The 15,134-nt window shown below is 65.4% G+C and carries 14 protein-coding genes; 5 read left to right on the top strand and 9 right to left on the bottom strand.

Features of this window, described 5'->3' with window-relative positions:
- Positions 1 to 21: 21 nt before the first annotated feature.
- Positions 22 to 897 carry an NAD(P)H-binding protein gene (locus tag AC0V8S_RS14325; protein ID WP_475438080.1) on the top strand — a complete coding sequence of 292 codons (876 nt, stop codon included), beginning with the start codon at positions 22 to 24 and terminating at the stop codon, positions 895 to 897.
- On the opposite strand, the gene AC0V8S_RS14320 is transcribed toward AC0V8S_RS14325, so the two are convergent.
- The 3 genes from AC0V8S_RS14320 to AC0V8S_RS14310 form a co-directional block, all read right to left on the bottom strand.
- Positions 894 to 1,625 (bottom strand): gamma-glutamylcyclotransferase, encoded by a 732-nt coding sequence (locus AC0V8S_RS14320; protein ID WP_475438079.1) that lies wholly within the window; start codon positions 1,623 to 1,625, stop codon positions 894 to 896. The genes AC0V8S_RS14325 and AC0V8S_RS14320 overlap by 4 nt on opposite strands.
- Before the next feature lie 222 nt (positions 1,626 to 1,847).
- Positions 1,848 to 2,369, bottom strand: coding sequence for an Hsp20/alpha crystallin family protein (locus AC0V8S_RS14315; RefSeq protein WP_475438623.1), 522 nt, complete (start codon positions 2,367 to 2,369; stop codon positions 1,848 to 1,850).
- Between the two features lie 511 nt (positions 2,370 to 2,880).
- Positions 2,881 to 3,789, bottom strand: a complete 909-nt coding sequence (locus AC0V8S_RS14310; protein WP_475438078.1) for a LysR family transcriptional regulator — start codon at positions 3,787 to 3,789, stop codon at positions 2,881 to 2,883.
- Positions 3,790 to 3,886: 97 nt separating this feature from the next.
- Between AC0V8S_RS14310 and AC0V8S_RS14305 the strand changes: the two genes are divergently transcribed.
- Positions 3,887 to 5,113, top strand: a complete 1,227-nt coding sequence (locus AC0V8S_RS14305; protein ID WP_475438077.1) for an MFS transporter — start codon at positions 3,887 to 3,889, stop codon at positions 5,111 to 5,113.
- A 175-nt stretch (positions 5,114 to 5,288) separates the two neighbouring features.
- Positions 5,289 to 5,981: a DUF2270 domain-containing protein gene (locus AC0V8S_RS14300; protein ID WP_475438076.1), complete on the top strand. Its 693-nt coding sequence runs from the start codon at positions 5,289 to 5,291 to the stop codon at positions 5,979 to 5,981.
- A 20-nt stretch (positions 5,982 to 6,001) separates the two neighbouring features.
- On the opposite strand, the gene AC0V8S_RS14295 is transcribed toward AC0V8S_RS14300, so the two are convergent.
- The 6 genes from AC0V8S_RS14295 to AC0V8S_RS14270 form a co-directional block, all read right to left on the bottom strand.
- Positions 6,002 to 6,145: a hypothetical protein gene (locus AC0V8S_RS14295; protein WP_095200450.1), complete on the bottom strand. Its 144-nt coding sequence runs from the start codon at positions 6,143 to 6,145 to the stop codon at positions 6,002 to 6,004.
- Positions 6,146 to 6,313: 168 nt separating this feature from the next.
- Positions 6,314 to 7,195 carry an ABC transporter permease gene (locus AC0V8S_RS14290; RefSeq protein WP_475438075.1) on the bottom strand — a complete coding sequence of 294 codons (882 nt, stop codon included), beginning with the start codon at positions 7,193 to 7,195 and terminating at the stop codon, positions 6,314 to 6,316.
- Positions 7,192 to 8,145, bottom strand: coding sequence for an ABC transporter permease (locus tag AC0V8S_RS14285; protein WP_475438622.1), 954 nt, complete (start codon positions 8,143 to 8,145; stop codon positions 7,192 to 7,194). Before AC0V8S_RS14285 ends, AC0V8S_RS14290 begins: the two co-directional genes overlap by 4 nt.
- 14 nt (positions 8,146 to 8,159) lie before the next feature.
- Positions 8,160 to 9,794 (bottom strand): ABC transporter substrate-binding protein, encoded by a 1,635-nt coding sequence (locus AC0V8S_RS14280; RefSeq protein WP_475438074.1) that lies wholly within the window; start codon positions 9,792 to 9,794, stop codon positions 8,160 to 8,162.
- A gap of 53 nt (positions 9,795 to 9,847) precedes the next feature.
- The gene (locus tag AC0V8S_RS14275; RefSeq protein WP_475438073.1) at positions 9,848 to 10,621 is read right to left on the bottom strand and encodes a DUF427 domain-containing protein; all 774 of its coding nucleotides are present in this window, start codon (positions 10,619 to 10,621) and stop codon (positions 9,848 to 9,850) included.
- Between the two features lie 10 nt (positions 10,622 to 10,631).
- A complete protein-coding gene (locus AC0V8S_RS14270) occupies positions 10,632 to 11,984 on the bottom strand; it encodes an LLM class flavin-dependent oxidoreductase (protein ID WP_475438072.1) in 1,353 nt (450 codons plus the stop codon).
- 195 nt (positions 11,985 to 12,179) lie between these two features.
- Here AC0V8S_RS14270 and AC0V8S_RS14265 point away from each other — a divergent pair, with 195 nt between their 5' ends.
- Positions 12,180 to 13,991, top strand: a complete 1,812-nt coding sequence (locus AC0V8S_RS14265) for a dipeptide ABC transporter ATP-binding protein (protein WP_475438071.1) — start codon at positions 12,180 to 12,182, stop codon at positions 13,989 to 13,991.
- 179 nt (positions 13,992 to 14,170) lie between these two features.
- Complete coding sequence (locus tag AC0V8S_RS14260) at positions 14,171 to 15,124, top strand: helix-turn-helix domain-containing protein (RefSeq protein ID WP_475438070.1); 954 nt, start codon at positions 14,171 to 14,173, stop codon at positions 15,122 to 15,124.
- Positions 15,125 to 15,134 lie beyond the last annotated feature (10 nt).

The following is a 15,134-nucleotide window of genomic DNA, read 5'->3' as shown; positions in this document are numbered from 1 at the left end:
CGTCAAGTGCAAGATTGGAACATGCTGATGATCCTCGTCACCGGAGCCACCGGCCATGTCGGACGCGCCATCGTCTCGAGGCTGGTGTCATCAGGCCATGAGGTCGCCGCGCTGGTCCGCAACGCCGAGGCGGCGCAGAGGCGCCTGCCCCGAGGAACTACGCTGCGTGTCGGCGACTACGAGGATATCTCCTCCCTGAAAGCAGCCTTCGCCGACATCGACGAGCTGGTGCTGATTTCAAGCGATGGCGCCGCGGATGCGGTCATGCGCCATCACGCCAACGCCATCGAGGCCGCAAGGGCAGCTTCTGTCCGCCACATCACCTTCACCAGCATCATCGACATCGGCGAGACGTCGCCCTTCTACTACGCACCCGCCTACCGCGACGCCGAGCGCCAGCTGGCCGCCTGCGGCGTCTCCTCGACCATCCTGCGCTGCGGCCTCTACAGTGATTTCATTCTCGACACATGGCTCGTGCCTGCTCAGGTATCGGGAGAACTTGCACTGCCTGCCGGACAGGGCCAGGTCGCGCCAGTCTCGCGCGATGACGTCGCGGCGGCCGTCGCCTCGGCGGTGGCCAGAGCCGACACATCCCGCACCCTCTACACGATCACCGGAGACCAAGCGCTGGGCTTTGACGAGATCGCCGCCTGCTATGCCGACGCGACAGCACGGCCCCTGCGCTATCGTCCCTGCGCCCTCGGCGACTATCTGGCCTCGACCTCGGCGCGTCTCGACGATCCCTGGCCACAGGCCTTCACCACGCTATGCACCTCGATCGCCGAGGATCGCTATGCCGCGACCTCCAGCGATTTCACCGCGCTGACGGGTAAGCCGCCGGAAAGCTTTCGGGATTTCCTGGTTCGCACGGTCCCCGGAAAGCCTGCGAACGGCTAGACAGCCGCACCGGCGCTGCCGATCTCCCGTGCCACCAGTTCCTGCAGCTGCCACAGATTGCGGTCGCGTATGCCGCAGGCGTCGAGATGGCGGATCGTTTCGAACAGATATTGCGCACCTGAGCCCCAGTGGCCGACGGCCCTGGCCAAAGTCGCCGCCACCGCAGACTTGTCGAGCTTGCCGGCATAGCGCGGATTGGCCGGATCGACGACGAAGCCGAGCGCCTGACTCACCCCGCTTTCGGTGCTGACCCGCAGCCAGCGCGGCACGTTGACGGCGGGCAGGATGGTCATCTCGCGACGCAGCAGCGCTTCCAGATTGGCGGCGACCGGCTCGGCGATTTCGAACACCATGCCCTGGCACTGGCCGCCACGGTCGAGCGCCATCATCAGGCCGGGCTGCTCCGGTGTGCCGCGAAAGCGCTGCACGGTGAAGCAGAACGACCGGTGCCAGCCGCGCGCCACCGCGCGTTCGCCACCCCTCACCTCGCCGGCCGGCTTCCACAGCAGCGAGCCATAGGCGAACAGTTTCAGCGGTCCAGGCGGTGCCGAGGCCAGGATCTCGTCGCGAAACCGCGCATAGTCGGCGTCCGTCATATAGACCATGCCCGGCGTCGGCCCGGCATCCTCGACCACCCGCATGGTCCGCGCCACCAGCGCCTCGGTCAGCGCCATCGGCGCCTTGCGCGGTGCGGACTTGCCCGGTGCGGCGGAAATGGCCTTGCTCATCCTTGCGCTCCCAGCTTTGCCGCCATGTTGCCGAAGGCTGGGGGATTCTCAAGGGCGACCGGCGCGAAATCCGCCGGCCAATGCCGGGCGTGCGCGGCACGCACGCCCGGCTGGTCTGTTCTAAAGCAATTTCAGGAAAAGTGTGAAACGGTTTTCCGTCCGAAATTGCGTCAAAACAAAGAGTTAGAGCAGTCCACCGTTTCCGTGAAACGGTGAACTGCTCTAGTGCTTGGTGCTCTTGCCGCCGATCGGGATGCGCTTCGCCTTGCTCTGCGCCTTCTCGGACTTCGGCAAGCTCACGGACAGGACGCCGTTGCGGAAATCGGCCGCGACCTTGTCCTCGGCGACTTCGAAGCCGATCGGGATGCGACGTTCGAAGCGGCCATAGTACCGCTCGGAGAACTGACGCTCCTTGTCGTCGGTTTCGGAGTGCTTTTCGCCGCGCAACGTCAGGATGCCGTCATCGAGCAACACCTCGATGTCCTTCTCCTCCATGCCTGGTATCTCGGCTGTCACGCGGATCTCCTTGTCGGTTTCGGAGATTTCCACGCTGGGCCAACCGGTGCCGGACGAAGAGAACCTGCCCATGGACGGAAGCCGCGCCTCGAAGCCGCGGAACATGTCGTCGACCAGGCGGCTCATCTCGCGATGCAGGCCCATGAACGGGTCCCGGTCGCCTTCGCGAAAGAGGGTCGGAGACTGGCTGGTGTCGCGGCTCCACGGCATGAGATCACGAATGGTCATTGCACTTTCTCCTTTCTTGATCCTGTTTCTGCTACGTTTGTATGCACTGCCTGCCATGCTCCGGAGGACAATGCGCCATTCTGAAGCCGGCATCTCTGCCAGCTCCATCTGTGCTTGCTGTTTTCGCTCTGCTTCTGGTCCGATCCGCTCAACCTTTGGGAACGCCCTCGCCCGTCGCGGGTCTCCCGCAACGTCATCGCCTCCGGCACATGATGCCCGAGTTCGACGGTCACAAGACCATCGCCCAACGCGGCGTCGCCCATGAAGCTGACGCCCGCGTCTGCACCGGCCCCATCTAGCGCCGGCATGGTCGATCTGGGGTTCGTTGCGAGGGGGTCAAGACCTGGTAATGCAATGTGATCGTCGAATTGCAAAGCCTGCCTAACACCCCATGCGCCTGCGATATCCTCATAGGCCTGGTCAGCATTCGAAAACATGGGCTTGAACGACTGGCTGCACGATCTGCGCGAACGATAGGTCTTTCACACAACAACGGCTAGATGGCCTCCCGCTACGACAGCAGCGGCATCGGCACCTTCAGCCCATCAATCAGCGCATCCCGAAACAGCGCGATCGGGCGGGCCAGCCGTCCGGCGGGCGGGCGGTGCAGCAGCCAGGCGCGCACTTGCGGTTTGAAGTCGGGGCAGTCGATGACCTCCACTTTGTCGCGCCACCTACTGTCGGCGAAGGCGCCGGGCGTGACGATGCCGATGCCGTGGCCGCGCGCAACCAGCGACATTCTGAGATCGACGCTGAGCGCCTCCACGCCGACCTGGAACGGCAGCCTTGCCGCCTCGAAACTCTGGCGGATGAAGGCGCGGAAACCGCAGCCGTTTTCGTTCATCACCCAGGCAAAGCGCGACAGCGAGGCAAGGTCGGCTTTCTTCGGCACGCCAAGGCTGGGCGACGCGACCAGCAGCACCGATTGCGCGCCGAGATCGTCGCAGGCCAGCTCATCCGGCGGCATCAGACCTTCGGCAAGGCAGACCGCCACCGCGTCGAGTTCGCTGCGCGCCACCTGCTCCACCAGCCTTGGCGACCAGCCCGAGGTGATGCGCAGCGTCAGTTGCGGAAAGGCGGCGCGCAGGCTGTCGAGCGGCAGCGCCAGTGCCGCGTCGGAGAGATAGGGCATAACGCCCAGGCGGAACTCACCCTTGACCTCGCCTTGCGGCGACACGCCAGCCTTCAAATCCTCCAGCGAGCGCAGCACCCGCCTGCCATGTTCATAGGCCTCGCGCCCGGACGCCGTCGGCTTCAGCGGCTTCGACTGGCGGTCGAGCAGCGCTGTCGCCAGCCCATCCTCGAGGTTCTGGATGCGCCGGGTGACACCCGGCTGGGTGAGGTTGAGCCTGGCCGAGGCGCCGACGATCGAGCCGGTTTCCACCACGGCGATAAAGGCTTCGAGGTCATGGATGTTCATGCGCATCTCGCATAATCATTATCGATTTGATTGAATTGTAGCATGATAAAGCTTTGGCATAAAGTCCCCTCACAATATGCAACTTCTTGAGGACTCCATGCCTGATACCAATGATGGCCAGCTGTGCGAACGGTTGCCGGCGGCGAGCACCATCACCGGCCTGCAGACGCTGCTGTTTGCCGCCTCCACCGGCATCATCGTCACCAATCTGTTCGCGCCGCAGACACTGGTCGGCCTGATCGGCCCGTCGCTCGGTGCCAGCGCTGCCAGCGTCGGCCTGGTCGCCATGGCGACGTTGCTCGGCTATGCCGCCGGCCTGTTCTTCCTGGTGCCGATGGCCGATCTCGCCGAGAACCGCGCCCTGATCCTGCGCATGCTCCTGACGGCCGCCCTTGCGGCTGGCGTCGCCACCTTCGCACCCACCATCGCCTCGCTGCTGGTCGTCCTGTTCGTCCTCGGCGCCGCCTGCTCGGCGATCCAGATCCTGGTGCCGATCGCCGCCTCGATGGCGCCACCCGGCGAGGCCGGCCGCGTCATCGGCGACGTCATGAGCGGACTGATGATCGGCATCCTGCTGGCGCGGCCGCTGGCCAGCCTGATCGCCGACGCCTGGGGCTGGCGCGCCTTCTACGGCCTCAGCGCCGGGGCACTCGTCCTGCTCGCCGGCGTGCTCGCCTTCACCTTGCCGCGGCGCCGCCCGGAGGCGAATTCGTCCTATGGCGCGCTGATCGCCTCGCTGTTCGGCCTGCTGCGCGACGAGCCGGTGCTGCGGCGGCGTGCGATGACGGCGGCGCTGGTGATGGCGGCGTTCAGCCTCTTCTGGACGGCGGTGGCCTTGCGCCTCGCACAGCCGCCCTTCGGCCTTGGCCAACGCGGCATTGCGCTGTTCGCACTCGTCGGCGCCGGCGGCGCGGTGGTCACACCGCTGTTCGGCCGCGCCGGCGATCATGGCTGGACGCGATCCGCCACCATCTTCTGCCATCTCGTGCTGATCGGCGCGATGGCGCTGGCCGCCTGGGCTGGCTCCAGCGACCCCCTAACCGGATGGCTGCCGCTGGTGCTGATGGGCGTCAGTGCCGTGCTGCTCGACATCGGCGTCACCGGCGACCAGACGCTCGGCCGCCGCGCCGTCAATCTGCTGCAGCCCCAGGCACGCGGTCGCCTCAACGGCCTGTTCGTCGGCATCTTCTTCATCGGCGGCGCCATCGGCTCCTTGCTGGCCGGCATCGCCTGGAGCTGGGGCGGGTGGCCAGCGGTCTGTGCCATCGGCGGCGCCTTTGGGCTCGTCGCCCTGCTGGTCGACTGGATCGGCGGGCCGGAATAGGCACTCGCCGACCCGCGATCTTGCGACCCTGGCACGCCGCTACCGGGGCAGGATCGCCGCCGTCAGCGGGAGCGGGCGAACAATCGCGCCAACCGGCGAATCGCCGGAATCGATGCATCGGCCGCCGGGGAACAATGTTGCCGGCAAAGCGTTTTGGTCCTTGCCGGAGGACGTCATGAACGATGCGTCGGCAAAACCCGCGGGGCCTGTCCTTTCATCGACGGAGCGTGTGAACACGCTGTCGCATTTCCACCGCGCCGAGATCGCGCGCATGGCGGGATGGCGCGATCGCCTCGACAGGACCACGAACTGGGCGATCACCGTGGTGGCGGCGATGCTCTCGGTGTCGCTGTCGACGGCCAGTGCTCATCACGGCGTGCTGCTGTTCGCCATGCTGCTGATCCTGCTGCTTCTGTGGATCGAGGCGCGCCGCTACCGCTTCTTCGACTTCTACCGGGCCCGCGTGCGCCAGTTCGAGCGCCACTATTTCGCGCAGATATTTTCCCCGCAGCCTGACTTCGCCTCGGATTGGCTGCTCATAGTCGGCGAAGGCCTGCGCGCGCCGAAGTTTCTGCTGTCGCACCGGGCCGCGTTGGCACGCCGCCTGCGGCGGAATTACATCTATCTCTTCATGATCCTGTTGCTGGCCTGGGTGCTCAAAATAACGACCCCCAGCCTTCAGGCCGGGGGTGTCGGGACCGGCTTCGTCGGCTCGCTCCGCTATGCTGTCGACAGCGCCGCCCTTGGCCCCATTCCCGGCGTGGCGATCGTGGTCGGCGTGGCTGCATTCTATGCCTGGCTGTTCGCCATCGTGCTTTTCGCGTCCGGCGGCGACGGCGAGCTCACCTTCGGTGACGTCCATGTCTGACATGGACGCCTGACTTCGCTCTATATGCCGAAAAACTGCCTGCCGATCATGTAGCCCAGCGCCGCCACGACCAGCGGAAACAGCGCTGGTGCCGCCTTGCTGAGAAAGGAAGGCTTTGTGTCATTGGGCGGCACATAACGTGCATTGCCGAGATTCTTGGTCATTGCCTACCCCGCGCCAAACCAGTCAGTTTCGCGCATGTCGTTATCCCAAAACCGCTGCGCGGTTCCGGTCGACATGCATTAGAACACGCTCATTAACAGCATGGCCGAATTAACGGGTTGCAAAGAAATTAGATCGAATCGCCGGCTTTGCGTGGTGAAATTCGCAACTCATTTGTCGCCGTTCTCGAACGCCCCGATGCCTTGCGCGATCAGGTTGGTGGCCATCACCAGCGAGATAATGGCGGCCGAATTGAACACCACCACCCACCATTTGCCGCCGGTGAGGAAGCCGTAGCCGTCGGCGATCGCCAGCCCCCAGTCGGCCGAAGGCGGCTGGATGCCGAGGCCGAGGAAGCTCAGCGTCGCGATCGAGAAGAAGGCGTAGCCGAGCCGGGTGATGAGTTCGATCAGGATGGCTTCCCGGACATTGGGCAGGATCTCCAGGAACATGATCGCCAGCCGTCCTTCGCCGGCGAGCCGCGCGGCGCTGACATAGTCGCGCTCGCGCTGTTCGCGCGCGGCGGTGCGCACCGTGCGCGCCACCAGCGGCGCATAGGCAAGGCCGATGACCAGGATGACGGTGAGGTTGGATGGGCCGATCGCCACCAGCGCCATTGTCACCAGCACGATGAAGGGCAGCGACATGACGGCATCGAGCAGCCGTGCGCCGACGGCATCGACCAGGCCGCCAAAGGTGCCGAGCACCAGGCCGATGACGCTGCCGGCGGCCACACCCGCCAGCGTCGCCAGCGGCGCCACCAGCAGGATGTCGCGCGAGCCGACGACGATGCGCGAAAGCACGTCACGTCCGAGCTGGTCGGTGCCGAACCAATGCACCGCGTCGGGCGCCGTCATCATCGACAGGAAATCCTCGGCATAGGGATCGAACGGCACGAATTGCGAGCCGGCAATCGCGCAGGCAACCCAGAACAAAAGCACCGCCGAGCCGATCACGGTCGACGGCGCCACGTCAGGCAGAAGACCACGCAGCCGGCCGAGCCAGGAGAGCCTGATATCGCTGCGCACGGGAGACTGGGCGAGATCGGTCATGGCGCGTTGCGCCGGCGCTGGCGCGGATCGAGCAGCGCCTGCAGGAGATCGCCGATCGCCGCTGTCGACACGAAAATCGCAGCCATCACCAGCACACCGGCCTCGAGCATCGGGAAGTCGCGTGCCTTGGCGGCACTCAGCACCAGATTGCCGAGACCCTGTATGCCGAACAGCGCCTCGATCACCACCAGCCCGCCGAGCAGGAAACCGCTCTGCGTGGCGATGACCGCTACTGTCGGCACCAGCGCGTTGCGCAGCACATGCTTGAACAGCACTTGCGCGGGGCTTAGCCCTTTCAGGATCGCGGTGCGCGTATAATCCGCCGCACGCGCCTCGATCACCCCTGCCCTGGTCATGCGCGCGACATAGCCGATGAGGTTCAGCACCAGCGGCAGCGCCGGCAGAATGAGATGGTAGCTGGACGTCCAGAAGCCGGCCCCGTCCGGCGCCGCCCCGGAGATCGGAAACCAGGCCAGCCACAGGCCGAAGACCATCAGCAGCAAAAGGCCGGAGACGAAGTCCGGCACGATCGAGAGCGAGACGCCGGTCAGCACGATCAGCCTGTCGGCAAGGCTGCCCGAGCGCAGGCCCGCGATGACGCCGGCGCCAATACCGATCGGCACCAGGAAAAGCAGCACGACGCCGGCCAGCGCCGCGGAATTCCTGGTGCTCGACAGGACGAACGGCGCCACCGGCGCGCGCATCGACAGCGAGTTGCCGAAATCCCCCGAAATCGCCCGGCTGAACCAATGCCAGTATTGCTGAAGGATGGGCTGGTCGGTGCCGAGCTTGCGGTTGAGTTCGGCAACCGCCTGCGCATCGGCGAACGGGCCGAGCATGACGCGGCCGACATCGCCGGGCAGCACCTGCCCGGCGAGGAAGACCAGCGCGCTGACCAGCCACAGCGTCAACAGCAGCGCGCCCGCGCGAACCGCCAGTGGCCGCGCCATCGAGGCGATGCGGTTCACACGAACGACACCTTGTCGAGCAGCAGGTGCGAGATGGCGGTGAAGCGCACGCCCTCGACCTTCGAGGAGACGATGCGGCTGTATTGCGAGAAGTAGCTGATGATCAGCGGCGTCTCGTCGAGCAGCAGGATCTGGATCTTGCCGGCGGCGAGCCGCTGCGCCTGCAGGTCGCGGGCCTTGCCATACTCAAGCAGCAGCGCGTCATAGTCCGGGTTGTTGAAATGCGCTGCATTCCAGGCGCCCGAGCTCTTCAGCGTCGCGTTCAGGAAGATGTCTGGCGTGCCGCGATGGCCGAAATCGGTGATGCCGAGATTGGAATCCAGCCATGGCGAGCTGCCGAACGTCGCCGAGCCGTAATAGGCATCCTGCGGCAGCACGTTGAGCTTGATGTCGATGCCGGCCTTCTTGGCGAAGTTCTGGATGATCACGGCATAGTCGGGAATGTCGTAGGCGCGTTCGGTGGTCAGCGTCACCTCGAAGCCGTTGGGCACGCCGGCTTCGCCGAGCAGGCGCTTGGCTTCAGCGATGTCCTGCTTGCGCTGCGGCACCGCCGGATCGGCCGAGGGAAAGATCGGCGCGAACGGCGTGTCGTTGCCGACGATGGCGCGGCCCTTGAGCAGACCCTTGACCACGGCCTCGCGGTCGATGGTCAGCGCCAGAGCGCGGCGGACGCGCTTGTCGGTGAACGGTGCCTGGTCGGTGCGCAGATGCGCCGGATCATGCGAGCTGGCCTGCACACTGAGCAGCTTGAAGTTGGGATTGCCCTCGATCGCGAGTTCCAGGCGCGTGGTGCTGGGGATGACGTCGAGCTGGCCGGCCTGCAGCGCCAGCACCTGTGCCTGCTCGTCGTCGAAGAACTTGATCTCCACGCGGTCGGGCAGCGCCTTGTCGCCCCAATAATCCGGGTTGCGCACGAAGCTGGCGCCCTGCTTGGGACGGAAGGACTCGAGTTTGAACGGACCCGTGCCGTTGAAAGTCTTCTCGAAATCGCCGGCATAGTCGGCCGGCACGATGACCGCGTTGTAGACGTCGGAGGACACGTAGAATGGGAAGTTGCTGTTCGACTGGTCGAGATCGAAGGCGACGGTCTCGTCGTCGACGACCTTGGCGCCGCCCTTGGAGAGGATGCCTTTATAGGCCGACAGAGCGGACGAACCGCTGGCCGGATCGACCAGCCGCTCAAAGCTCGCCACAACGTCCTTGGCGGTGACGGTGCGGCCATCATGGAACTTCACGCCCGGACGCAATTTGAAGGTCCAGCGCTTGGCCGTTTCGTCGGCTTCCCACGACACGGCAAGCTTCGGCTGCAACCCGTCCTTGGGATCGTCGAGGATCAGATATTCGCCGACCTGGCTGATCACGCCGATGCTGGCGGGGTCGGTTATCGTGACGGGATCGATCGCCTTGGTCGGCTGGCCGAGCCCGACGCGGACCGTACCGCCGGTGGTCGCCGCACGTGCGCCTGATGTGAAGAGCCCCTGCGAGGCGGCAAAGCCGGTGAGGCCGAGAAGCGCGGCATATTTCAGAAGGTCGCGGCGCTTGAGGAAGCCTTGCGCATATTCATCCACCGCGACATTCCAGATGTCACCGGACTGGTTGCGCAGCAAATCGATGTCGGAACGTTTCGTCATTGTGTGCCTCTTGTAAATTCTGGTGAGAATGAAGATTGGGAAGAAAGCCGCCGTCAGGCCGGCTGGCCGTCGAGATGGATGCGGTCGACCGCTTGCGGATAGAAGGCGATCAGGCCTTTTATCTTGGGCATCTCGTCGATCGGGTCGCGGTAGCTCCAGGCAATGTCGGGACGAACCGAACCGTCCTTCAAGAGACCCGACCAGTAGGAGGCGATGCCCTTGTAGGGACATCGCGTCGTCGAATTGGACGCAGTCAGCCGCTCCAGCCGGACATCGTCCGCAGGAAGGTAGAAACGCGTCGGCAGATGGGTCTCGAACAGCAGCACCGGGCGGTGGCTGTCGGCGATGATCTCGCCGTCGAACCAGACCTGCACATGGCTTGAACTGTGCAGCACGTCGATGCGCGCATAAGGATCGCGGGCGTGGACGAAGACCTCTTCTTCCTCCTCGAACCACTGGTCGACCGCCTTCCAGGTGAAGGCGATGCGGCCGGCGAGCGGCGCCAGATTTTCGTCCGGCGGTGCTGTGAACGACCACGCCGCATTGGCGGCGCGCTTGTCGCCGCTGTCGATATCCCGATAGGCGGTCTCGCCGCCAACGGCATGCGGCTCGCGATGCAGCGAGGGTTTCAGCACCGATGGGTCGACCGCGGACGGCGGGAAGAAATAGATCGGCAGGAAATGGTTGGAGCGCAGCACCAGCACATTGCGGCTGTCGGCGATGGTGCGGCCACCGAACTTGACGCGCACACGCTTGGGGCTGTGCAGGACATTGACGAGACGCGGAGCGGTGGCTTCGCGGGGCTGGAGATTTGGCGCTGCGGTCATTGTCGGTCCCTCAGGACACGGCGCGCGCATTGGCGCGCTGCTCGGCGAAACGGTTGGCGGGGCGGGCAAGGCCAAAACGGTCGCGCAACGTGCCCGGCGCATATTCGGTCGGCACCAGGCCGCGCCGCTGCAGTTCCGGCACCACCTGCTCGGCGAAATTCACCCAGTCCTCGGGCAGCAGCGGGAACATCAGGTTGAAGCCGTCGGCGGCACCCGCGACGAACCAGTCTTCGAGCTGGTCGGCGATCTGCTTCGGCGTGCCGGCAACCGTTGGCACCGAGCCGCTGTTGGCGAGCTTGCGGGCAATGTCGCGCAGGCTGAGATTCTGCTTCGACCATTGCTTGACCCGGTTGAGCGAGGTGCGCCCGCCATTGAAGGTGCTCTCGTCCGGCAGTGGCGGCAGCGGCCCGTCCGGCGGATAGGCCGAGAGGTCGATGCCGCTCCAGCTCGACAAAAGGTCGATGCCGACCTGGTCGGGAAGCAGGCTCTGCAGGTATTCCTGCTTGTCGCGGCCTTCGGCTTCGGAGGCGGCGACGATCGGCAGGATGCCGGGCAGGATCTTGAAGCTCTCCGGCCGCCTGCCATGGCGTGCCAGTCGCTCGTTGATGTCCTCGCGGTATTTGATGCCGTCTTCCCTGGTGCTGTAGATGGCGAAATGCGCATCGGCCTGGGCGGTGGCAAAATTCTTGCCGTCCTCGGACGAGCCTGCCTGGACGATCAGCGGATGGCCCTGCGGCGGCCGCGACACGTTGAGCGGCCCGCGCACCTTGAAGTGCTTGCCCTTGTGGTCGATCGGATGGACCTTGTCCGGATCGGCGAAGTAGCCCGTCTCCTTGTTGATGAGCAGCGACTCGTCTTCCCAGCTGTCCCACAGCGCCTTGACGATATCGAGGAATTCGCCGGCGCGTTCATAGCGGAAAGCGTGTTCGATATTGCCGTCGCGGCCGAAATTGCGCGCTTCCTCGTCCATCGCCGAGGTGACGACGTTCCACGACGCCCTGCCCTTGCTGATATGGTCGAGCGAGGCAAACAGGCGTGCGACATTGTAGGGCTCGCTGTAGGAACTCGACGCCGTGGTGATCAGGCCGATATGCTCGGTGACGGCGGCCAGCGCCGACAGCAGCGTCAGCGGTTCGAGGCGGGCGTTGGCGTAGTGGGCGACGCCGCTCTTGACCGAATCCCAGATCGACACATGGTCGGCGACGAAGATGGTGTCGATCCGCGCCCGTTCCGCCGCCTGAACCAGCTCGCGATAATAGTCGAAATCGAGCACCTCGCGTCCCGGCGCGCGGGGGTGGCGCCATGCCATGCGATGGTCGCCCTGCGGGTTGAAGAAGAACGCGCTGAGGATCATGTGCGACATCTCGATTCCCTTCCTTGCGGATGCGGAAAACCGCCAGTGCTGCGGCCCATGGCCGTGCCCGAAAATCTTCCAGTCAGCGAAAGTTAGATTGCGCTCAGGTTTAATTCGAGTAATTTTATAGAGATTGTTCCCTATGAAAGCGGAAGCGATTGCCCCTGATCGTGGCGCGCGCAGAAAGTGGTTTCCGGTCGTCTCATGTCCTCAGTTCTAAACGTCGAGCACCTCTCCGTTTCTTACAGGGGAGCCAGGCACATCCACCGCGCTGTCGATGACATATCTCTGCGCATCGGCCAGGGCGAAGCGCTCGGGCTGGTGGGCGAATCCGGCTCCGGCAAGAGCTCGGTGGCGCTGGCCGTGCTGCGCTATCTGCCCAAGCATGCCCGCGTCGAAGCCGCGCAACTGGCCTTCGAAAATCGCGAGATCCGCGACCTCTCGACCAACGAACTGCGCCGGCTGCGCGGCGACCGCATCGCCGCTGTCTACCAGCATCCGGGCTCGGCGCTGAACCCGAGCATGACCATTGGCGGCCAGATCACCGAGACGATCCTGCGCCATCGCCCGATGCATCACGACGATGCGCTTGGCCGCGCGGCCCAGCTGCTCGGCCGCGTCCGCGTCGCCAACCCGGAGCGGGTGTTACAGCTCTATCCGCATGAACTGTCGGGCGGCATGCAGCAGCGCGCCAACATCGCCATCGCGATCGCGCTCGACCCGTCGCTGCTGGTGATGGACGAGCCGACGACGGCGCTCGACGCCAGCGTCCAGTCCGAGATCATCGCCATCCTCGACGATCTGCGCCGCGAGCACCGCACCAGCATCCTTCTGATCAGCCACGACATCAACCTGATCCGCCGCTCCTGCGACCGGGTCTCGGTGATGCAGTCTGGCTCGATTGTCGAAACCGGGGCCGCGGACGAGGTGTTCGACAACCCGCGCCACGCCTACACACGGGCGCTGGTCGCCGCCATTCCAACGCTCAACCGCACCAAGCGCGACGGCAGGTTGGCCGAGGATGCGAGCCCCGTTGACATGACTTCGGATGCACCGGCCGGAGAACAAGCAGAAAGCACCTCGCCCGCGGCGCAACGCGAAATCGCCGTCTCTTGCCGTGGGATAAGACAATCCTTTGGCGGCCAGCCGGTGCTGCACGGCATCGACCTCGACATCGCCAGCGGCGAGACGTTCGGCCTGATAGGCGAGTCCGGCTCCGGCAAATCGACGCTGGCCCGCATCGTCACCGGCCTGCAGCCGCCGACGGCGGGCACAGTCGAACTGTTCGGCAAGACGGTGGCGCCGCTGGTCGAACGGCGCCAGCCAAGCGAGCGGCGCGACGTGCAGATGGTCTTCCAGTCGCCCGACCGCACGCTCAACCCGCGCCAGCGCATCAACCGCATTCTTGGCCGCCCGCTGCGCCAGCTGGCCGGCTTGCCGCGCCGTGCCGTGCCGCAGCGCGTCGGCGACCTCCTGGCCTCGGTGCGTCTTGCCCGCACGACGGCGGAGCAGAAGCCCGGAACGCTGTCGGGCGGCCAGCGCCAGCGCACGGCCATCGCGCGCGCCTTCGCCGGCCTGCCGAGACTGGTCGTGCTGGACGAGCCGACCTCGGCGCTCGATGTCTCGGTGCAGGCAACCGTGCTCAACCTGCTTAACGATCTGCAGCGCAAGCAGGACACCGCCTACCTCTTCATCAGCCATGATCTCAGGGTCGTGCGCTACATGGCCGACCGGATCGGCGTGCTCTATCGCGGCCGCCTGGTCGAGACCGGTTCCTCCGACCAGATCTTCGCCGGCCCCAACCACCCCTACACGCAGCTGCTGCTGGCGGCGTCCTCCAACGACGGGCAGGCCACCGCCATGGCCGAAGCACAAGCCGCCATCGAAGCCGGCCCCGGCGGTTGCGCCTTCGCCGGCCGCTGCCCCCTGGCTGACGCCGGCTGCCATGCCGCGGAACCTGTCGCCCGGGAAGTTGCAGCAGGCCATTTCATCGCCTGCTGGAAACGCGCCGGCTGAGCGAGCCGTCCCGCCGGCACGGCATTCCAGCCTATCCGCCCTGCCCTGTCCGGTCGGGTGCATCCCTGCCGTTGCGGCAGAGATAATTATCATGTTAAGTTGTTGATCGTTGCATCGGGGCATAAGCCCGCGCCACAATCCCGCGCCAAGACGGGAAGGCTTGTTTGGAGGAGGAACACATGCACGCTGCCGCCCACCATGTGAGCGTCGCCGATGGCGAGGCTTTCCTGTCGACATCGCGCCTGCTGTTCGGCCCGATCACCCAGCGCTTCCCGCGCGGCACGGTGCCGTCGATCCCGCAGCTGGTGTCGGTCAATCTCGGCGCCTGCCGGTTGTCCGAGATCAAGGCCAATTCGCATCTGGTGGTCAATGACCGGCTGTTCTGGCGCAGCTTCGATCCCGACGCGATCAAGATCCTGATGCAGATCAGAGGCCGCAGCCGGTTCGAGCAGCAGCAGGTCGCCGTCGACCTCGGCCCGCAATCGGCGATTATTTATGACCCGGTGCGCAGCTACTCCCTGCAGAACCTCAGTGATGTCGACCAGTTGATCCTGCAGGTGCCGCGCTCGACCTTCGGCGACGACACGTTGGCCCGCCTCTCCGCCCCGCTGCCGTTGCCCGGCAAGGACGACAGCCTGACCCACATCGTCTCCGGCCTGATGCAGATGGCCATCGGCGAGGCGCACAGGCTGGACGAGGCCGGCAGCCGGCGCGTCGGCGAAAGCCTGATCCAGCTGGTCAACGGCCTGATCCAGGCGAAGCCCATGGCGCCCGAATTCCGCCGCTCGCCGCTCGAAGCGCTGCGCGAGCGCATCGTCGCTTATATCGACGCCAATCTGGCGCGCAGCAGCCTGTCGGCGGAGGACATAGCCCGCCACATGGGCTGTTCGCGCCGCTATCTGCACCGCGCCTTCGAGGGCGAAGGCGCCACGCTGGAACGCTTCGTCTGGGACCGCCGGCTGGAGCGCAGCAAGGAGGAATTATTGTCCCCCGCCCGCGCCTCGGCCTCGATCTCCGAAATCGCCTTCGCCTGCGGCTTCAATTCCAGCGCGCATTTTTCGCGGGCCTTCAAGAGCCGGTACGATGTCGCGCCGCGGGAACTGCGCGAGCGGCTGCGGGCGGTGGTGCATTGACGCACGAAGT

Source organism: Mesorhizobium oxytropidicola (assembly GCF_056174625.1).
The sequence above is the reverse complement of the archived record's forward strand: the minus strand, read 5'-3'. Positions and strand labels throughout refer to the sequence as shown.

Excerpts from the sequence above, each read along its gene's own strand:
- AC0V8S_RS14260 (WP_475438070.1), top strand. The coding sequence starts at position 14,171 with ATGCACGCTGCCGCCCACCATGTGAGCGTCGCCGATGGCGAGGCTTTC.
- AC0V8S_RS14280 (WP_475438074.1), bottom strand. The coding sequence starts at position 9,794 with ATGACGAAACGTTCCGACATCGATTTGCTGCGCAACCAGTCCGGTGAC.
- AC0V8S_RS14275 (WP_475438073.1), bottom strand. The coding sequence starts at position 10,621 with ATGACCGCAGCGCCAAATCTCCAGCCCCGCGAAGCCACCGCTCCGCGT.
- AC0V8S_RS14290 (WP_475438075.1), bottom strand. The coding sequence starts at position 7,195 with ATGACCGATCTCGCCCAGTCTCCCGTGCGCAGCGATATCAGGCTCTCC.
- AC0V8S_RS14285 (WP_475438622.1), bottom strand. The coding sequence starts at position 8,145 with ATGGCGCGGCCACTGGCGGTTCGCGCGGGCGCGCTGCTGTTGACGCTG.
- AC0V8S_RS14325 (WP_475438080.1), top strand. The coding sequence starts at position 22 with ATGCTGATGATCCTCGTCACCGGAGCCACCGGCCATGTCGGACGCGCC.
- AC0V8S_RS14310 (WP_475438078.1), bottom strand. The coding sequence starts at position 3,789 with ATGAACATCCATGACCTCGAAGCCTTTATCGCCGTGGTGGAAACCGGC.
- AC0V8S_RS14320 (WP_475438079.1), bottom strand. The coding sequence starts at position 1,625 with ATGAGCAAGGCCATTTCCGCCGCACCGGGCAAGTCCGCACCGCGCAAG.
- AC0V8S_RS14265 (WP_475438071.1), top strand. The coding sequence starts at position 12,180 with ATGTCCTCAGTTCTAAACGTCGAGCACCTCTCCGTTTCTTACAGGGGA.
- AC0V8S_RS14295 (WP_095200450.1), bottom strand. The coding sequence starts at position 6,145 with ATGACCAAGAATCTCGGCAATGCACGTTATGTGCCGCCCAATGACACA.
- AC0V8S_RS14305 (WP_475438077.1), top strand. The coding sequence starts at position 3,887 with ATGCCTGATACCAATGATGGCCAGCTGTGCGAACGGTTGCCGGCGGCG.
- AC0V8S_RS14270 (WP_475438072.1), bottom strand. The coding sequence starts at position 11,984 with ATGTCGCACATGATCCTCAGCGCGTTCTTCTTCAACCCGCAGGGCGAC.
- AC0V8S_RS14315 (WP_475438623.1), bottom strand. The coding sequence starts at position 2,369 with ATGACCATTCGTGATCTCATGCCGTGGAGCCGCGACACCAGCCAGTCT.
- AC0V8S_RS14300 (WP_475438076.1), top strand. The coding sequence starts at position 5,289 with ATGAACGATGCGTCGGCAAAACCCGCGGGGCCTGTCCTTTCATCGACG.